Origin of the sequence: Empedobacter brevis NBRC 14943 = ATCC 43319, from assembly GCF_000382425.1 — a bacterium.
GTDB classification, from domain to species: domain Bacteria; phylum Bacteroidota; class Bacteroidia; order Flavobacteriales; family Weeksellaceae; genus Empedobacter; species Empedobacter brevis.
The window spans coordinates 162,933-181,665 of record NZ_KB908292.1 but is presented as its reverse complement, the minus strand read 5'-3'; the positions used below and the strand labels follow the sequence as shown (position 1 = coordinate 181,665).

Annotated in this window: 16 protein-coding genes and 4 tRNA genes; 19 read left to right on the top strand and 1 reads right to left on the bottom strand. The window is 35.4% G+C overall.

Features of this window, described 5'->3' with window-relative positions:
- Nucleotides 1-56: 56 nt before the first annotated feature.
- Nucleotides 57-701: an OmpW/AlkL family protein gene (locus tag H277_RS0104145; protein WP_026357400.1), complete on the bottom strand. Its 645-nt coding sequence runs from the start codon at nucleotides 699-701 to the stop codon at nucleotides 57-59.
- Between the two features lie 234 nt (nucleotides 702-935).
- Between H277_RS0104145 and H277_RS0104140 the strand changes: the two genes are divergently transcribed.
- The 19 genes from H277_RS0104140 to H277_RS0104050 all read left to right on the top strand — a co-directional run bounded on the left by H277_RS0104140 (nucleotide 936) and on the right by H277_RS0104050 (nucleotide 18,676).
- Entirely contained in the window at nucleotides 936-2,078 is a 1,143-nt protein-coding gene (locus H277_RS0104140) for an acyl-CoA dehydrogenase family protein (protein ID WP_019974316.1), read from the top strand.
- A gap of 68 nt (nucleotides 2,079-2,146) precedes the next feature.
- A complete protein-coding gene (gene rpsU, locus H277_RS0104135) occupies nucleotides 2,147-2,341 on the top strand; it encodes a 30S ribosomal protein S21 (protein WP_026357399.1) in 195 nt (64 codons plus the stop codon).
- Nucleotides 2,342-2,422: 81 nt separating this feature from the next.
- Nucleotides 2,423-3,322: a tyrosine-type recombinase/integrase gene (locus H277_RS0104130; protein ID WP_019974314.1), complete on the top strand. Its 900-nt coding sequence runs from the start codon at nucleotides 2,423-2,425 to the stop codon at nucleotides 3,320-3,322.
- A 2-nt stretch (nucleotides 3,323-3,324) separates the two neighbouring features.
- Nucleotides 3,325-3,624 carry a ribosome hibernation-promoting factor, HPF/YfiA family gene (gene hpf / locus H277_RS0104125; protein ID WP_019974313.1) on the top strand — a complete coding sequence of 100 codons (300 nt, stop codon included), beginning with the start codon at nucleotides 3,325-3,327 and terminating at the stop codon, nucleotides 3,622-3,624.
- A gap of 130 nt (nucleotides 3,625-3,754) precedes the next feature.
- Nucleotides 3,755-3,828: transfer RNA gene (locus H277_RS0104120), tRNA-Thr, on the top strand.
- Nucleotides 3,829-3,858: 30 nt separating this feature from the next.
- A tRNA-Tyr gene (locus H277_RS0104115) sits at nucleotides 3,859-3,940 on the top strand.
- A 73-nt stretch (nucleotides 3,941-4,013) separates the two neighbouring features.
- A tRNA-Gly gene (locus H277_RS0104110) sits at nucleotides 4,014-4,086 on the top strand.
- 187 nt (nucleotides 4,087-4,273) lie between these two features.
- Nucleotides 4,274-5,461, top strand: coding sequence for an elongation factor Tu (tuf, locus tag H277_RS0104105; RefSeq protein WP_019974312.1), 1,188 nt, complete (start codon nucleotides 4,274-4,276; stop codon nucleotides 5,459-5,461).
- A 60-nt stretch (nucleotides 5,462-5,521) separates the two neighbouring features.
- A tRNA-Trp gene (locus H277_RS0104100) sits at nucleotides 5,522-5,592 on the top strand.
- A gap of 15 nt (nucleotides 5,593-5,607) precedes the next feature.
- A complete protein-coding gene (gene secE, locus H277_RS0104095; protein ID WP_026357398.1) occupies nucleotides 5,608-5,796 on the top strand; it encodes a preprotein translocase subunit SecE in 189 nt (62 codons plus the stop codon).
- A gap of 32 nt (nucleotides 5,797-5,828) precedes the next feature.
- Nucleotides 5,829-6,377, top strand: coding sequence for a transcription termination/antitermination protein NusG (gene nusG, locus H277_RS0104090; RefSeq protein ID WP_019974311.1), 549 nt, complete (start codon nucleotides 5,829-5,831; stop codon nucleotides 6,375-6,377).
- A gap of 70 nt (nucleotides 6,378-6,447) precedes the next feature.
- Nucleotides 6,448-6,888, top strand: coding sequence for a 50S ribosomal protein L11 (gene rplK / locus H277_RS0104085; RefSeq protein WP_019974310.1), 441 nt, complete (start codon nucleotides 6,448-6,450; stop codon nucleotides 6,886-6,888).
- Nucleotides 6,889-6,905: 17 nt separating this feature from the next.
- The gene (rplA, locus tag H277_RS0104080) at nucleotides 6,906-7,601 is read left to right on the top strand and encodes a 50S ribosomal protein L1 (RefSeq protein ID WP_019974309.1); all 696 of its coding nucleotides are present in this window, start codon (nucleotides 6,906-6,908) and stop codon (nucleotides 7,599-7,601) included.
- Between the two features lie 18 nt (nucleotides 7,602-7,619).
- Nucleotides 7,620-8,129 carry a 50S ribosomal protein L10 gene (gene rplJ, locus H277_RS0104075; RefSeq protein WP_051094527.1) on the top strand — a complete coding sequence of 170 codons (510 nt, stop codon included), beginning with the start codon at nucleotides 7,620-7,622 and terminating at the stop codon, nucleotides 8,127-8,129.
- A gap of 46 nt (nucleotides 8,130-8,175) precedes the next feature.
- A complete protein-coding gene (rplL, locus tag H277_RS0104070) occupies nucleotides 8,176-8,544 on the top strand; it encodes a 50S ribosomal protein L7/L12 (RefSeq protein WP_019974307.1) in 369 nt (122 codons plus the stop codon).
- Between the two features lie 102 nt (nucleotides 8,545-8,646).
- Complete coding sequence (rpoB, locus tag H277_RS0104065) at nucleotides 8,647-12,489, top strand: DNA-directed RNA polymerase subunit beta (RefSeq protein ID WP_019974306.1); 3,843 nt, start codon at nucleotides 8,647-8,649, stop codon at nucleotides 12,487-12,489.
- A gap of 62 nt (nucleotides 12,490-12,551) precedes the next feature.
- Nucleotides 12,552-16,829 carry a DNA-directed RNA polymerase subunit beta' gene (gene rpoC / locus H277_RS0104060; RefSeq protein WP_019974305.1) on the top strand — a complete coding sequence of 1,426 codons (4,278 nt, stop codon included), beginning with the start codon at nucleotides 12,552-12,554 and terminating at the stop codon, nucleotides 16,827-16,829.
- Nucleotides 16,829-17,122 (top strand): DUF3467 domain-containing protein, encoded by a 294-nt coding sequence (locus H277_RS0104055; protein ID WP_019974304.1) that lies wholly within the window; start codon nucleotides 16,829-16,831, stop codon nucleotides 17,120-17,122. Before rpoC ends, H277_RS0104055 begins: the two co-directional genes overlap by 1 nt.
- 234 nt (nucleotides 17,123-17,356) lie before the next feature.
- Nucleotides 17,357-18,676 (top strand): dihydrolipoamide acetyltransferase family protein, encoded by a 1,320-nt coding sequence (locus tag H277_RS0104050; protein ID WP_019974303.1) that lies wholly within the window; start codon nucleotides 17,357-17,359, stop codon nucleotides 18,674-18,676.
- The last annotated feature ends 57 nt before the right edge of the window (nucleotides 18,677-18,733 follow it).

Below are 18,733 nucleotides of genomic sequence, written 5' to 3'. Positions count from 1 at the left end.
GGCGCTTCTCTTTTTTTGATTTAAAAATCATAATAATATATATAAAAGGTCGATTATTAGAATAATTTGAAACCAATACCCGTACTGATTAACCAAGGATTAAGGTCTACATCAGCTGGTACATAAACTTGTTTGTCTAAAGCAGCACCAACAGTAACATCTGTGTTTAAATATAATTTTTTGACGTCAACGTTCCAATATAATTTATCGTTGAGTTTATAATCAAATCCTAATTGAAACCCGAAACCTACGTTGTTTTTATAATCTACACTTGTAACAGCAGCGTTTCTACCTTTACCTTTTCCTTCATCATAAAAAATCGTGTAATTAATACCGACACCGGCATAAGGTTTGAAGTTTTTAGTAGGATATAAATGGTATTGAACATTTAATGTAGGAGGCAATAACATCACTCTTCCTAAATCTAAATTTCCTAAAGCAGTGTTTACAGCAACAACTTCATGTTTAGATGTTCCTAAAATTAATTCTGCAGCAAGATTTTTTGTGATATAGTAGGTAAAGTCAATTTCAGGAATAAGATTATTTGTTACAGCTACATTTCCGCCTATTGCTTCAATTTTAGCATCCTCCATAGGAACTACACCGGTTGCTCTTACGCGCATATGCAATTCACCGGCTTCTTGACCAAATGAAATAATTGATGTAAAGATTGCCCCTAATAGTATAAGTCCTTTTTTCATATCTGTTTGTTTTTTATTTCTGAAACAAAATTCAGACAAAATTATCCGAATTAAAATGTTAAAAATCATTTTTGAAAATGACTTTTAACATTTGCTTTTTTTAAGGTTTTTATTAACTTAAAACCGCTGATAGTCAATTATTTTTAATGAATAAAAATAATCATAAAAGAAAAACTTTTCACTTGATAGAATTTTATTACTTTTGGAGTTAAGTCATAATAAAAACTCAAAAAAATGAATTTCTTAGAAAACGAAAATTTATCGTTAATAGCACAATCTGCCAGAGATTTTGCGAAGCAATATATTCAACCAAATATTATGGAGTGGGATGAAGCTCAAACTTTTCCTGTTGAAGTATTCAAAGAATTAGGGAAAATGGGATTCATGGGAATTGTTGTTCCTGAAGAATATGGAGGAAGTGGATTGTCTTATGATGAATACGTATCGATTGTTGATGAAATTTCTCAAGTAGATCCTTCAATCGGGTTATCTGTAGCTGCACATAATTCACTTTGTACGAACCATATTTTAGAATTCGGAAATGAAGAACAAAAACAACGTTGGTTACCAAAATTAGCAACAGCAGAATGGATTGGTGCTTGGGGATTAACAGAACACAATACAGGTTCAGATGCGGGAGGAATGTCTACAACAGCAGTAAAAGACGGAGATGAATGGGTGATAAATGGAGCGAAAAATTTTATTACACATGCAATTTCCGGTGATGTAGCAGTCGTAATGACGAGAACAGGAGAAAAAGGAGCAAAGAATAATGCAACTGCTTTTGTGATAGAAAAAGGAACGCCTGGTTTTACGTCAGGTAAAAAAGAGAATAAATTAGGGATGAGAGCTTCGGAAACAGCAGAATTAATTTTTGATAATGTTCGTGTTTCTGACGCCAATCGTTTAGGAAATGTAGGAGATGGTTTCAAACAAGCGCTTAAAATTTTAGATGGAGGACGTATCTCTATTGCTGCATTATCATTAGGAATTGCAAAAGGAGCATATAAAGCAGCGCTAAAATATGCACAAGAGCGTCATCAATTTGGAACAGCGATTGCAAATTTTCAAGCGATTAATTTCAAATTAGCTGAAATGATTACTGAAATTGAAGCTTCAGAATTGTTAATTCGTAAAGCATCTTATCTTAAAAATAATAAAAAACCGATGACCACAGAGGGTGCAATGGCAAAATATTATGCATCGGAAGCATGTGTTAAAATATCTAATGAAGCTGTTCAAATATTTGGAGGTTACGGTTATACAAAAGATTTTCCTGTTGAGAAATTCTACCGCGATTCTAAATTATGTACGATAGGAGAAGGTACAACGGAAATCCAAAAACTAGTCATTGGTAGAAATATTTTGAAAGATTAATACAAAAGGATTTGTTTAATTACTAAAGAGTTGTATATTTGCCATCTCAAAAAGAAATAGATAAAATTATGTTGATTATACCAGTAAAAGACGGAGAGTCAATCGAAAGAGCTCTAAAAAAATACAAAAGAAAATTTGATAAAACAGGTGTTGTACGTCAGTTAAGAGCACGTCAACAATTTACAAAACCTTCTGTGACGAAAAGACAAAAAATGAGTAGAGCAGTCTACAAACAAGCTTTAGTTGCTCAAGAAGAAGCATAAATTGCTGTTTTAAACAATATAAAGAATTAATTTCTGTTGACCTATTTATTAAAGTTGTAACTTTGATGAATAGGTTTTTTTATGGGATTTATTCAACTGTTTCTAGATTATTTAGCGCTCGAGAAAAACTATTCTACGCTAACCATTACAAGTTATAAAAGAGATTTGGATGATTTTGTTGCGTTTTATCAACAAGAAGAAAATTCATCTGAAATCCAACTCGCTACCAAAAATCATATTCGCGCATTTGTCATGTATTTAACTGAATTGGAGAAATCTGAAAAAACGGTTAATCGCAAATTGAGTGCTCTCCGCACGTTTTATAAATACTTAATCAAGGAGAATCATTTAACAGTAAATCCAATAGAACAGATTCATTCATTAAAACAGAATAAGCAGGTGTTGGTTCCGTTTACAGAAACGGAATTGAATGATTTGTTAAATAATGAAGATTTCTTTCCGGATACTTTCGAAGGTGCACGTGATCGATTAATGATTGATGTAATGTACCAAACGGGAATACGTCGTGCAGAATTGATAGGTTTAAAAGAAACCGATATCGACCCTTTGACATTGTCTATAAAAGTTTTAGGGAAAAGAAATAAGGAAAGAATTATTCCAATTTCTGCCTTTTTGTTAGAAGATTTAACCGTTTATAATTCAAGAAAACACAATGAAATTACTTTACAATGTACGAATGTTTTTGTAACAGAAAAAGGAAAACCTTTGTACGATAATCTTGTTTATTCCAAAGTAAAATATTATCTTAGTCTTATAAGTGTAAAACATAAAAAAAGTCCTCATATGCTGAGGCATTCATTTGCAACCCATATGTTAGATTCCGGAGCAGATCTGAATGCAGTGAAAGATATTTTAGGGCATTCAAGTTTGTCATCGACTCAAATTTATACACATGGGAGTATAGAAAATTTAAAAAAAGTGTTTAACAAAGCTCACCCGCGTGAGAACAAAAAAGAGTAATTATGACAATTAACTTTCAAGCAGTAAACTTCAACACTAAACCAGGTTTAGAGGAGTATTTAGAAAAAAAATTAGAAAAATTAGAAACTTTGTCAGACAAAATCATTGCAGCGAACGTTTCATTTAAACTAGAAAATACTGCAGAAAAACATAACAAGACAGTTGATATCAAATTAGAAGTGCCGGGAGATGATATCGTTGTGAGTAAAACTGGACAGTCTTTTGAAGAATGTATTGATTTGTCGGTAGATACATTAAAAAAATTAATTATCAGAAAAAAAGAAAAAATCAGCGATAGATAAAAAATGAAGAATTGACTAAAAAAAAAACCTAAAAATTTGGTTAATTCAAAAAACAACGTAAATTTGCAGTCCGTTAAACAAAGATATTTAACGGGCTGTTCTTTTAAATAAGTCTTTAAAAAATAAAAATGCCGATGTAGCTCAGCTGGCTAGAGCAGCTGATTTGTAATCAGCAGGTCGTGGGTTCGAGTCCCTCTATCGGCTCAAAGTTTTAAAGAATAAAAAAAATAAGGCGGGGAGATACTCAAGCGGCCAACGAGGACGGACTGTAAATCCGTTGGTTTCACCTTCGCAGGTTCGAATCCTGCTCTCCCCACAAACTTAATTTTTAAAAACTTTTGTGGTTTAGGATTTAATCTGTAAATTTGCAAAGCTTTTTAGAAGTGAATGCGGGAATAGCTCAATTGGTAGAGCGTCAGCCTTCCAAGCTGAATGTTGCGGGTTCGAGTCCCGTTTCCCGCTCAAAATTCTGGTTCGCCCAGTATAGTTAATCTTTTAAGTAGTTGTTGAAACTCATTTAAACCAAGGTTAACGCGAGTCAAAAATAAATATCTTTATATAAATCAAAAAGTGTATTTTTGCACTTAGAAAATAATTTAAAGTTATTTTTTTAATTTAAGTATAACAATAGAAATTAATAAAAAGTAAAATGGCAAAGGAAACTTTCAACCGTAATAAGCCGCACTTAAATATTGGTACTATTGGTCACGTTGACCACGGTAAAACAACTTTGACTGCAGCGATTACTAAAGTATTAGCTGATGCTGGTTATTCAGAAGCAAAAGCTTTCGATCAAATCGATAATGCTCCAGAAGAAAAAGAGCGTGGTATTACAATTAATACATCTCACGTAGAGTATGAAACTGCTAACCGTCACTACGCACACGTTGACTGTCCTGGTCACGCGGATTACGTAAAGAACATGGTTACAGGTGCTGCTCAAATGGATGGTGGTATCTTAGTAGTAGCTGCTACTGATGGTCCAATGCCTCAAACTCGTGAGCACATCTTATTATGTCGCCAAGTAAACGTTCCTCGTATCGTTGTTTTCTTAAACAAAGTAGATATGGTTGACGATGCTGAGTTATTAGAGTTAGTAGAAATGGAAGTAAGAGATTTATTGTCTTCTTACGAATATGACGGAGATAACACTCCTGTTATCCAAGGATCTGCTTTAGGTGCATTAAACGGTGAGCCTCAATGGGTTGAAACTGTATTAAACTTAATGAACAATGTTGATGAATGGATCGAGCAACCAGTTCGTGATGCTGATAAACCATTCTTAATGCCGGTAGAGGATGTATTCTCTATTACAGGTCGTGGTACTGTTGCAACAGGACGTATCGAGGCTGGTGTAATCAACTCTGGGGAGGCAGTTGATATCGTAGGTATGGGAGAAGAAAAATTGACTTCTACTGTAACTGGGGTTGAAATGTTCCGTAAAATCTTAGATAGAGGTGAAGCTGGTGATAACGTAGGTTTATTATTACGTGGTATTGAGAAAACAGAAATCCGTCGTGGTATGGTTATCGCGAAACAAGGATCTGTTAAACCACACAAAAAATTCAAAGCTGAGGTTTATATCTTAACTAAAGAAGAAGGTGGTCGTCACACTCCATTCCACAACCGTTACCGTCCACAGTTCTACGTACGTACAACTGACGTAACAGGGGAAATTAACTTACCAGAAGGAGTTGAGATGGTTTTACCAGGAGATAACTTAACTATTACAGTTGATTTATTACAACCAATCGCATTAAACGAAGGTTTACGTTTCGCAATCCGTGAAGGTGGACGTACAGTTGGTGCTGGTCAGGTAACTGAAATCTTAGACTAATTATAGTCAAAATATAAAGAAGATGTGGTAATCTTCAATGATTACCACTCTTTTTATTCTACGGGCATAGTTCAATGGTAGAATAGCGGTCTCCAAAACCGTTGATCAGGGTTCGAATCCTTGTGCCCGTGCTAAATGAAAACGATATGAAAGTCGTACAATATATTAAAGATTCCTTTGTAGAATTTAGAGAGCATGTAACATGGCCATCATTTTCTGATTTACAAAGAGACACAATTATTGTTGCAATAGCTACAGTTTTGTTAGCTATATTTTTATATGCGGTAGATACATTATTCACACAAGTGCTTAACTTTATCTATGGCGCTTTTTAGTTTGTAAAATATCCCGTTTAGTAATTAGAATCATGAGTGAAAAGAAATGGTATGTAATCAAGACTGTGGCTGGACAAGAGCTAAAAGTTAAGGATTATATTGAAAGAGAAATTCAATACCAGAATTTGAATGATTATGTAGGACAAATTGTTGTTCCTATGGAAAAAGTGATTCAAATCCGTAACGGTAAAAAATATCAAAAGGAAAAAGTACATTTTCCAGGTTATATCATGATTGAAGCTGAACTTGTAGGAGAAATTCCTCACATGGTAAAGAATACATCTGGTGTAATTAGCTTTTTGAGTGCAACGAAAGGAGGTGATCCTGTACCAATGAGACAATCGGAAGTGAACCGAATGTTAGGTAAAGTTGACGAATTAGCAGAAAACGTAGATACGAATTTAGGTGTAACTTACATGGTAGGTGAAACTGTTAAAGTAATCGACGGACCATTCAATGGGTTCAACGGTACAGTTGAAAAAATCATTGAAGATAAACGTAAACTTGAAGTGATGGTCCTAATCTTTGGACGTAAGACACCACTTGAGTTGAGTTTTAACCAAGTTGAAAAGATTGCATAATCTTTCAGCGATTTAAAAGTAGAAATTTAGGCTGCTTCCACATAACGCTTAATTTTAAGAATTAAAAAAAATGGCAAAAAAAATTGAAAAAGTTGTAAAACTTCAAGTTAAAGGAGGACAAGCAAATCCTTCGCCACCAGTAGGTCCGGCTTTAGGTGCTGCAGGTGTTAACATCATGGAGTTTTGTAAACAATTTAATGGACGTACACAAGAAAAACAAGGTGCAGTGTTACCAGTTGTTATTACGGTGTATCAAGACAAATCATTTGATTTCGTAATTAAAACTCCACCAGCTGCTGTTCAGTTAATGGAAGCTGCGAAATTAAAAAAAGCATCAGGTGTGCCTAACCGTCAAAAAGTAGGTACTGTTACTTGGGATCAAGTTAGAGCTATTGCTGAAGACAAATTAGCGGACATGAACTGTTTTACTGTTGAATCTGCTATGAAAATGGTTGCTGGAACTGCACGTTCTATGGGTATAACTGTAAAAGGTGGGCAAGCTCCAGAATAATTAAAACATTTTAGGAAATGGCAAAGTTAACAAAAAGACAAAAAGAAGCACAGGCTAAAGTAGAGAAAAATAAACTTTATACTATTGATGAAGCATCATCTTTAGTAAAAGAGGTAAACTACGCAAAGTTTGATGCATCTGTAGATATAGCAGTTCGTTTAGGGGTAGATCCTAAGAAAGCTAACCAAATGGTACGTGGAGTAGTTTCATTACCACACGGAACAGGTAAAGATGTAAAAGTATTGGCATTAGTTACTCCAGATAAAGAAGCAGAAGCTAAAGCAGCGGGTGCTGATTATGTAGGATTAGACGAATACTTACAAAAAATTAAAGAAGGTTGGACAGATGTAGACGTTATCGTTACTATGCCAGCTGTTATGGGTAAATTAGGACCATTAGGACGTGTTTTAGGACCTCGTGGATTAATGCCTAACCCAAAATCAGGTACTGTAACTTTAGAGGTTGGTAAAGCCGTTTCTGAAGTAAAAGCAGGTAAAATCGACTTCAAAGTAGACCGTTACGGAATTATCCACGCTGCAGTTGGTAAAGTATCTTTTGATGCTGATAAAATTAAAGAAAATGCGAATGAATTAATTCAGACTTTAATTAAATTAAAACCAACAGCTGCTAAAGGAACATATGTAAAAAGCATCACGCTTTCTACAACTCAATCTGTAGGTGTATCAGTAGATCCAAAAAGTGTAAACGCTTAAAATTAGTAGATTATGGCAATGACAAAACAAGATAAAGCAAATATGATAGATGAGTTGCAAGCTGTATTAGCAGAAGCAAAAATTATCTACTTAGCAAATATCGACGGATTAAACGCTGTTAATACTACTGAATTAAGAAGAGCTTGCTACAAAAGCAATGTTACTTTACGCGTAGTAAAAAACACTTTATTAAAGAAAGCTATGGAGCAAATCGAAGATAAAAACTTCGAAGAGCTTTACGGATCTTTAAAAGGAAATACAGCTTTAATGACTGCTGAAGTTGGTAATGCACCAGCAAAAGTAATCGATACTTTCAGAAAAAAATCTGAAAAACCTATCTTAAAAGGAGCTTGGATTGAAGATAATATATTTGTAGGTGATGACAAATTACCTCAATTAGTAGCATTGAAATCTCGTGAAGAATTAATCGCAGATATCATCATGTTACTTCAATCTCCAATCAAAACGGTTGTTTCTCAATTAGAGAACAAAGAAAATGCGAAAGCAGAAGGAGCTTCAGAGGAATAAGACACACTCATATTAAATAAAAGTTTAAAAAACAAAAAGCATTAAAATGGCAGATTTAAAAAAATTAGCTGAAGAGTTAGTAAACTTAACAGTATTAGAAGTTAATGAATTATCTACAATCTTAAAGGATGAGTACGGAATCGAACCAGCTGCTGCTGCTGTAGTTGTTGCTGCAGGTGGAGCAGGTGAAGCTGCAGAAGAGCAATCAGAATTCGACGTAATCTTAAAGGAAGCAGGTGCATCTAAATTAGCAGTTGTTAAATTAGTTAAAGAATTAACTGGAAAAGGATTAAAAGAAGCTAAAGATTTAGTAGATTCAACTCCAGCTACAGTTAAAGAAGCAGTTTCTAAAGATGAAGCTGAAGCTTTAAAGAAACAGCTAGAAGAAGCTGGTGCAGTAGTAGAATTGAAGTAATTTTTATTACTCAAAAATATAGGTTTGGACCTAACACGGGATGTGTTAGGTCTAAACCTTTTTACGCATAAAGTCATTATATAAACCAAAATTCATTCGAAATTGGCCACTAAAGCAACATTAAGCAACTCGACTGAGAAAAAAGAAAGATTGAGCTTTTCATCTGCAAAAGCAGTCGCTCAGTTCCCAGATTTCCTTGACATTCAGATCAAATCGTTTGAAGATTTTTTCCAGTTGGAAACAAGACCTGACCAACGAAAAAATGAAGGTCTTTACCGAACATTTGCTGAGAATTTTCCAATTACGGATACACGCAATCAGTTTGTTTTAGAATTCTTAGATTATTTCGTAGATCCACCACGTTACACAATTGATGAGTGTATCGAAAGAGGATTAACGTACAGTGTACCATTGAAAGCTCGTCTTAAATTGTACTGTACTGACGAAGAACACGAAGATTTCGAAACTGTTGTACAAGACGTTTATTTAGGAACAATTCCTTATATGTCTCCTTCAGGATCATTTATTATCAATGGTGCGGAGCGTGTTATTGTATCTCAATTACACCGTTCTCCTGGGGTATTTTTCGGACAATCTTTCCATGCGAATGGTACAAAATTGTATTCATCTCGTATTATTCCTTTTAAAGGATCTTGGATTGAGTTCGCAACAGACATCAACAGCGTAATGTACGCTTACATCGATCGTAAGAAAAAGTTACCATTAACTACTTTATTACGTGCTATCGGATATGAAAGAGATAAAGATATCTTAGAAATTTTCGATTTAGCAGAAGAAGTAAAAGTTAATAAAGCTAATTTAAAGAAAGTTGTAGGTCGTAAACTTGCTGCACGTGTATTAAATACATGGCACGAGGATTTCGTGGATGAAGATACAGGAGAGGTTGTATCTATTGAACGTAATGAAATTATCTTAGACCGTGAAACAATCTTAGAAAAAGATCACATTGATCAAATCGTAGATTCAGGTGTAAAAACAATTTTATTACACAAAGAAGATATCAATTCTGCTGATTATGGAATTATCCATAATACTTTACAAAAAGACCCTACGAATACTGAAAAAGAAGCAGTAGAGTACATCTATAGACAATTACGTAACGCTGAGCCACCAGATGAGGAAACAGCAAGAGGAATTATTGATAAATTATTCTTCTCTGATCAACGTTATTCATTAGGTGAAGTAGGTCGTTACAGATTAAATAAAAAATTAGGCTTAAGCATTAGCGAGGATATCCAAGTATTGACTCGTGAAGATATCATTTCGATTATTAAATACTTAATCGAATTAATCAACTCTAAAGCAGAGGTAGATGATATCGATCACTTATCTAACCGTCGTGTAAGAACGGTAGGTGAGCAAATGGCAAGCCAATTCGGAGTAGGTTTAGCTCGTATGGCTAGAACTATCCGTGAAAGAATGAATGTTCGTGACAATGAGGTGTTCACACCAATCGATTTGATTAATGCAAAAACATTATCATCTGTTATCAACTCATTCTTCGGAACGAATCAGTTATCTCAGTTCATGGATCAAACCAATCCATTATCAGAGATTACGCACAAACGTCGTTTATCAGCATTAGGACCTGGAGGTTTATCAAGAGAAAGAGCGGGATTCGAGGTACGTGACGTACACCACACTCATTATGGACGTTTATGTCCAATTGAAACTCCTGAGGGACCAAACATTGGTTTGATTTCGTCATTATGTGTATTCGCTAAAGTTAATAACTTAGGATTCATCGAAACACCGTACAGAAAGGTAGAAGAAGGAAAAGTGGACGTCGAATCAGCACCTATCTACTTAACTGCGGAAGAGGAAGAATCTAAAGTAATTGCTCAAGCCAATATCGACATGGAAGACGATGGGACTATTGCTACTGAACGTGTAACTGCTCGTGAAGATGGAGATTTCCCAGTTGTAACTCCATCAGAAGTAGATTTAATCGACGTTGCACCTAACCAGATTGCCTCTATCTCAGCATCATTAATTCCTTTCTTGGAGCATGATGACGCCAACCGTGCGTTAATGGGATCGAACATGATGCGTCAGGCAGTTCCATTATTAAAACCTCAAGCACCAATTGTAGGTACTGGATTAGAAAAACAAGTTGCAAAAGATTCTAGAATCTTAGTAAATGCAGAACGTGAAGGTACAGTAACTTATGTTGATGCTGACATTATAACAATTAAATATGATCGCTCAGAGGATGAAGAGTTAGTAAGCTTCGATACTGCAGAGAAAACATATAACTTAACTAAATTCAGAAAAACGAACCAAGGAACTACAATTACGTTGAAACCAATCGTAAAAATTGGTGACCGTGTAGAGAAAGGGCAAGTTCTATCTGAAGGTTATGCAACAGAAGGAGGAGAATTAGCAATTGGTCGTAACATGGTTGTTGCCTTTATGCCTTGGCAAGGGTACAACTTCGAGGATGCTATTGTAATCTCTGAAAAAGCTGTTCGCGAAGACTGGTTTACATCTATCCACATCGATGAATATTCATTAGATGTACGTGATACAAAATTAGGTATGGAAGAATTAACTTCTGATATTCCTAACGTTTCGGAAGAGGCAACAAAAGACTTAGACGAAAACGGTATGATCCGTATTGGAGCAGAAGTAAAACCTGGTGATATTTTGATTGGTAAGATTACCCCTAAAGGAGAATCTGATCCAACACCAGAAGAAAAATTATTACGTGCAATTTTTGGTGATAAAGCGGGAGATGTTAAAGATGCTTCTCTTAAAGCTTCTCCATCATTACGTGGTGTTGTTATCGACAAAAAATTGTTTTCACGTAGCATTAAGGATAAACGTAAACGTTCTCAAGACAAAGCAATCATTGATAGTGTAGAAGCAGAGTACGACGTTAAATTCAATGAATTAAGAGAGATTTTATTAGAGAAATTATACGTTTTATTGAACGGAAAAACTTCTCAAGGTATTTACAACGACTTGAACGAAGAGGTCATCAAGAAAGGGGTAAAATATACGCAAAAAATCTTATCTAACGTTGAAGATTTCTTAAACTTAACTGGTACAGAATCTCTTTGGACAACAGATGAGGATAAGAACGAATTAGTAAAAGAGTTGTTACATAATTATAAAATTAAGTACAACGATTTACAAGGAGCTCTTAACCGTGAAAGATTCACAATTTCTGTTGGTGATGAGTTACCTGCAGGGATCGTTAAATTAGCGAAAATCTACATTGCGAAAAAACGTAAACTAAGAGTAGGAGATAAAATGGCGGGACGTCACGGTAACAAAGGTATTGTTGCACGTATTGTTCGCGACGAAGATATGCCTTTCTTAGAAGACGGAACGCCAGTAAATATCGTATTGAATCCACTTGGGGTACCATCTCGTATGAATATCGGTCAGATTTATGAAACGGTATTAGGATGGGCTGGACTTAAAATGGGGCAAAAATTTGCTACACCTATTTTCGATGGTGCTGAAATCGCTGATATCGATAGAATCACAGAAGAAGCAGGTATTCCAAAACACGGTACAACATATTTATATGATGGTAATACTGGAGAACGTTTTGATCAAAAAGCAACTGTAGGAGTGATTTACATGTTGAAATTAGGACACATGGTTGACGACAAAATGCACGCGCGTTCTATCGGACCATACTCATTAATTACTCAACAACCATTAGGAGGTAAAGCACAATTCGGAGGTCAGCGTTTCGGAGAGATGGAGGTTTGGGCATTAGAAGCATTTGGTGCATCTAATATCTTACGCGAAATCTTAACAGTTAAATCGGATGACGTAATTGGGCGTGCGAAAACTTACGAAGCAATCGTAAAAGGAGAGCCAATGCCAGAACCTGGTATTCCAGAATCATTTAACGTATTGTTACATGAATTACAAGGTCTTGGATTAGACATAAACTTGGAAGAATAATAGGGAAACCTATTATTCTACCTTTTTCGTTATAATAATATAATTGTTAGATACATTTCTATATGTCAACAAAAAATAAAACAAGTCAATTCTCAAAAATTCGTATTGGGTTAGCTTCTCCGGAATCGATTCTTCAAGAATCTAAAGGTGAAGTTTTAAAACCTGAAACGATTAACTATAGAACGCACAAACCAGAGCGTGACGGGTTATTCTGTGAGCGTATCTTTGGACCTGTAAAAGATTACGAATGTGCCTGCGGAAAATATAAAAGAATCCGTTATAAAGGTATCGTTTGTGACCGTTGTGGGGTTGAAGTTACAGAAAAGAAAGTTCGTCGTGAGCGTATTGGACACATCAACCTTGTTGTGCCAATTGCACACATTTGGTATTTCCGTTCATTGCCAAACAAAATTGGTTACATCTTAGGTTTACCATCTAAGAAATTAGACATGGTAATTTACTACGAAAGATATGTAGTGATCCAACCAGGTATTGCAAAAGGACCAGAAGGTGAAGAATTAAATAGATTAGATTTCTTATCAGAAGAAGAGTACTTGGATATCTTAGAAACTCTTCCGATCGAGAATCAATATTTAGAAGATACAGATCCTAATAAGTTTGTTGCGAAAATGGGTGCTGAAGCATTAGAGGACCTATTATCTCGTATCAACTTAGATGAATTATCTTACGAATTAAGACACAAAGCACATAACGAAACATCTAAACAACGTCGTACAGAAGCGTTAAAACGTTTACAAGTTGTTGAGGCGTTACGTGAGTCAAATATGCACCACGTAAACCGTCCGGAATGGATGGTAATGCGCGTTATTCCTGTTATTCCACCAGAATTGCGTCCATTAGTTCCATTAGATGGTGGTCGTTTTGCAACATCAGATTTAAATGATTTATACCGTCGTGTGATTATCCGTAATAACCGTTTGAAACGATTAATGGAAATCAAAGCGCCGGAAGTAATCTTACGTAATGAAAAACGTATGTTACAAGAAGCGGTAGATTCGTTATTCGATAATACACGTAAAGCATCTGCTGTAAAAGCGGATGGTAATCGTCCGTTAAAATCATTATCTGACTCATTAAAAGGTAAACAAGGTCGTTTCCGTCAAAACTTATTAGGTAAACGTGTAGATTATTCTGCTCGTTCGGTAATTGTTGTTGGTCCAACACTTAAATTACACGAATGTGGTTTACCAAAAGATATGGCAGCTGAATTATACAAACCATTCGTTGTTCGTAAATTAATCGAACGTGGAATTGTAAAAACAGTTAAATCGGCTAAGAAAATTATCGATAGAAAAGAGCCAGTTGTTTGGGATATTTTAGAAAATGTAATCAAAGGACATCCGGTTTTATTAAACCGTGCCCCTACGTTACACCGTTTAGGTATCCAAGCATTCCAACCGAAATTAATCGAAGGTAAAGCAATTCGTTTACACCCATTAGTGTGTACGGCCTTCAATGCCGATTTCGATGGTGACCAGATGGCTGTTCACTTACCATTAGGACCAGAAGCTGTTTTAGAAGCACAATTATTAATGTTAGCTTCTCAAAATATCTTAAACCCTGCAAATGGTTCACCAATTACTGTACCTTCTCAGGATATGGTTTTGGGGCTGTATTATATGACAAAAATTCGTCGTACAGACCACCAATTTACAGTAAAAGGTGAAGGATTAACTTTCTATTCAGACGAAGAAGTTCAAATTGCATACAATGAAGGAGCAGTAGATCTTAATGCACCAATTCGTGTAAAAGGAACAATTCGTGTAGGAGAGGAGTTAGTAGAAAATCAATTAATCGAAACTTCTGTAGGACGTGTGTTATTTAACCAAATCGTTCCGAAACAAGTGGGATTCGTAAATGAAGTATTAACGAAAAAATCGTTACGTACTATTATTAACAAAATCATTAAGATTACAGATTTCCCTACAACGGCTGCTTTCTTAGATGATATGAAACAATTAGGGTACCGAAATGCCTTCGAGGGTGGTTTATCATTCTCATTAGGAGATATCTTAATTCCAGAACAAAAGAAAGACCTTATTTCTGGTGCGATCAACCAAGTTGAGAACATCAAGATGAATTATAACATGGGTCTTATTACAAATAACGAACGTTACAACCAAGTTATTGATGTTTGGACAACAACAAACGCAACGTTAACTGAAATTGTAATGAAGCGTATGACAGAAGATCAACAAGGATTTAACTCTGTATTCATGATGCTTGATTCTGGAGCACGTGGATCTAAAGAGCAAATTCGTCAGTTATCAGGTATGCGTGGATTGATGGCGAAACCTCAAAAAGCCGGTTCTACTGGTGGGGATATCATCGAAAACCCGATTATCTCTAACTTCCGTGAAGGTCTGTCTATCTTAGAGTACTTTATTTCTTCGCACGGTGCGCGTAAAGGTCTTGCCGATACGGCCTTAAAAACTGCCGATGCAGGATACTTGACTCGTCGTTTAGTTGACGTTGCACAAGACGTTATCGTAATGCACGAAGATTGTGGTACATTAAGAGGTTTAGAAGTTTCAGCACTTAAGAAAAAAGAAGAAATCATTGAAAGTTTATCTTCTCGTGTATTAGGTCGTACTTCATTAAATGATATTTACAACCCGGATAATGGTGAATTAATCATTGCTGCTGGAAACATTATTACAGAAGATGTTGGTGAAGCTTTAGAAGCTGCTGGTATCGAAAATGTAGAGGTGCGTTCTCCATTAACTTGTGAAGCAAAAACCGGAATCTGTGCGAAATGTTACGGACGTAACTTAGCAACAGGTAAAGGTGTTCAGAAAGGTGAATCTGTAGGTGTAGTTGCTGCACAATCTATTGGAGAGCCTGGTACACAGTTAACATTACGTACATTCCACGTTGGGGGTACTGCCGGTAACGTTTCTGAGCAAAATACAATTAATGCTAAAGTTGACGGTACAGTTGAGTTTGACGACTTACGTACTGTTGAATCTACTGATGATGCAGGAAACAAAGTAGATACTGTTGTTTCTCGTTCTACAGAGATGAAAGTGATTGACGATTTAGGAAACGTTCGTCAGCAAACTAACATCGCTTATGGTACAATCTTATCAGTGAAAAACGGAGCTAAAGTTCAAAAAGGACAAGAGATTGCAAGTTGGGACCCTTATAATGGGGTAATCATCGCGGAATCTACTGGTAAAATTGAATACGAACAATTAGAACAAGGCGTTACTTATCAAATTGAAATTGATGAGCAAACAGGATTCCAAGAAAAAGTAATTTCTGAATCACGTAATAAAAAATTAGTTCCGGCGTTAAGAGTTATCACAATCGATGGTGAAGAAAAAACATACAACTTACCAGTAGGTGCACACTTAATGGTAAACGATGGTGAAAAAATTAATGCAGGTAAAATCTTAGTTAAGATTCCTCGTAAGTCTGCTAAATCAGGCGATATTACAGGAGGTTTACCTCGTATTACAGAGTTGTTAGAGGCTCGTAATCCATCAAATCCAGCTGTTGTTTGTGAAATGGATGGAGTGGTATCATTTGGTAAAATTAAACGTGGTAACCGTGAAATCATCGTTGAATCTAAAAATGGTGAGATTCGTCGTTACTTAGTTAAATTATCTGCTCAAATTTTAGTTCAGGAAAATGACTTTGTACGTGCAGGTGAACCTTTATCAGATGGAGCAACTACACCAGAGGATATTTTAAGAATCTTAGGACCAACAGCGGTTCAAGAATACTTAGTAAACGAAATTCAAGATGTATATCGTTTACAAGGGGTAAAAATTGATGACAAACACTTCGAAATTATCGTACGTCAAATGTTACGTAAAGTTCGTATTGTTGATTCAGGAGATTCAAGATTCTTAGAAGATAGTTTAGAGCACAAAGACGATTTCATGGAAGAAAATGATCGTTTATTTGGAATGAAAGTCGTGGAAGATGCTGGTGATTCTGATACATTGAAACCAGGACAAATCATCACTGTTCGCGAATTACGTGACGAAAACTCTAAATTAAAACGTGAAGATAAAAATTTAGTAACAGCTCGTGAAGCTTTACCTGCAACAGCAGAGGCCGTTTTACAAGGGATTACAAGAGCGTCTTTACAAACAAAGTCTTTCATGTCTGCAGCATCGTTCCAGGAAACAACAAAAGTTCTTAACGAAGCAGCTGTAGCTGGTAAAGTAGATGGTTTAGTAGGATTAAAAGAAAACGTAATTGTTGGACACTTAATTCCTGCAGGAACTGGATTAAAAGAATATCAAAGCATTATCGTAGGATCTAACCGTGAATACGAAGAATTAATAAACGCAAAACAAGAATTATAATGTCAGAAAATCAACAAAACGAAGGATTAAACATTGAGTTAAACGAATTAGTAGCTCAAGGTGTTTATGCTACAGGAGCAATCATCAACCACTCACCATCTGAGTTCGTTGTAGATTTCGTTCAATTTTTACCAGGTGCTAGACCAAGTGTAAAATCAAGAATTATTTTGTCTCCATTACAAGCAAAACAATTATCTCAATCGTTAGCAGAAAATGTAACAAACTTCGAGAAAAACTTTGGTGAAATCAAAGAACCTCAAGTAAACAACGGTACTGCAACTTACGAAGCTTAAGAATTATTCTTAATATTTCAAAAATCCCTCAATCTTAGATTGGGGGATTTTTTTATTTAAGCTAACTATCAAATTGATAATATAAGCTTTATTAGTTCTTTTTATTTTACGGAATTAATAATATACAGCGATATTTTTATGAATACGTTAAAATGGAAATGGATTAAACTTTTTTTTGACTATTTTTTAGAATCGAAAAAATGATTAGATTTGTAAGACGCAAATACACAAAGCATGTCTGACTATAAATTAATTCTACCTTCGATGGGAGAAGGTGTGATGGAAGCTACCGTTACCAATTGGATAAAAAATATTGGTGATACAATTGCTGAAGATGAATCGGTTGTTGAAATTGCAACAGATAAAGTAGATTCTGATGTTCCTTCGCCAGTATCGGGAGTTTTAAAAGAAATCTTAGTTCCTGTAGATGGAATTGCAAAAGTAGGTGAACCTATTGCAATATTATCTGTAGATGGAGTGGTAGAACAAACAGAGACTACAGAAGAAGTTGATACCAATAGTGATCAAGAAATTGCAGATGCTGCAAAATCTATCGAAGTTGAAGTTGCTGCAATCAAATCTGAAACAGTGATTACTTCATCTGACGACAAATTTTATTCTCCTTTGGTAAAATCTATAGCAAAAGAAGAAGGAGTTTCTCAAGCAGAGCTGGATCGAATTACAGGTTCTGGCAAAGATGGACGTGTAACGAAAGATGATATTTTAAATTTTGTAAAGAATAGAGGCAATCAAGCAACTAATCAAGTAGCAACAATAAGCACTTCATCTGCTCCGGTTACCCAAACTCAAGCACCACAAGTATCTGCGCCAATAAGTGTTGGAGAAGGTGACGAAATTATAGAGATGGATAGAATGCGTAAGATTATTGCGCAAAATATGTTGCAGGCAAAACAAATAGCCCCTCATGTGACTTCGTTTATTGAAGTAGATATGACGAACATTGTATTGTGGAGAGATAAAAATAAAAATGAGTTTTTGAAGAAACATGGTGAGAAGATTACTTTTATGCCAATTTTTATAGAAGCTGTAGCTAAAGCAATTCAGGACTTCCCTATGATTAATGTTTCGGTTGATGGTGATAGAATTATCAAAAAGAAAAATATTAATATAGGAATGGCAGCAGCTTTACCAAGCGGAAATTTGATTGTTCCAGTAATTAAAAATGCGGATCAATTTAATTTAGCCGGTTTAGCCTCTCAAGTAAATGACTTAGCGAACCGTTCTCGTAATAACAAATTGAAACCGGTAGAAATCCAAGGAGGTACTTATACAATTACGAATATTGGTTCTTTTGGGAACACATTAGGAACACCAATTATTCCTCAACCTCAAGTGGCAATTTTAGCTGTTGGAGCTATTGTAAAAAAACCGGCGGTTATCGAAACACCACAAGGTGATATGATTGCAATTCGTCACAAAATGTACTTATCTCATGCCTATGATCATCGCGTAGTTGATGGAGCATTAGGCGGGATGTTTGTAAAGCGTGTTGCTGAATATCTTGAAGCTTTTGATATGAATACACCTGTATAATAGAAGATTTGTAAAAAATACAATTATATACCCTTAAAAAACTCTGATAACATCAGA

Coding starts and splice junctions, on each gene's coding strand:
- rplA (WP_019974309.1), top strand. CDS start 6,906: ATGGCAAAGTTAACAAAAAGACAAAAAGAAGCACAGGCTAAAGTAGAG.
- H277_RS0104145 (WP_026357400.1), bottom strand. CDS start 701: ATGAAAAAAGGACTTATACTATTAGGGGCAATCTTTACATCAATTATT.
- rpsU (WP_026357399.1), top strand. CDS start 2,147: ATGTTGATTATACCAGTAAAAGACGGAGAGTCAATCGAAAGAGCTCTA.
- nusG (WP_019974311.1), top strand. CDS start 5,829: ATGAGTGAAAAGAAATGGTATGTAATCAAGACTGTGGCTGGACAAGAG.
- H277_RS0104140 (WP_019974316.1), top strand. CDS start 936: ATGAATTTCTTAGAAAACGAAAATTTATCGTTAATAGCACAATCTGCC.
- hpf (WP_019974313.1), top strand. CDS start 3,325: ATGACAATTAACTTTCAAGCAGTAAACTTCAACACTAAACCAGGTTTA.
- rplL (WP_019974307.1), top strand. CDS start 8,176: ATGGCAGATTTAAAAAAATTAGCTGAAGAGTTAGTAAACTTAACAGTA.
- H277_RS0104050 (WP_019974303.1), top strand. CDS start 17,357: ATGTCTGACTATAAATTAATTCTACCTTCGATGGGAGAAGGTGTGATG.
- rplJ (WP_051094527.1), top strand. CDS start 7,620: ATGACAAAACAAGATAAAGCAAATATGATAGATGAGTTGCAAGCTGTA.
- rplK (WP_019974310.1), top strand. CDS start 6,448: ATGGCAAAAAAAATTGAAAAAGTTGTAAAACTTCAAGTTAAAGGAGGA.
- secE (WP_026357398.1), top strand. CDS start 5,608: ATGAAAGTCGTACAATATATTAAAGATTCCTTTGTAGAATTTAGAGAG.
- H277_RS0104130 (WP_019974314.1), top strand. CDS start 2,423: ATGGGATTTATTCAACTGTTTCTAGATTATTTAGCGCTCGAGAAAAAC.
- rpoC (WP_019974305.1), top strand. CDS start 12,552: ATGTCAACAAAAAATAAAACAAGTCAATTCTCAAAAATTCGTATTGGG.
- tuf (WP_019974312.1), top strand. CDS start 4,274: ATGGCAAAGGAAACTTTCAACCGTAATAAGCCGCACTTAAATATTGGT.
- H277_RS0104055 (WP_019974304.1), top strand. CDS start 16,829: ATGTCAGAAAATCAACAAAACGAAGGATTAAACATTGAGTTAAACGAA.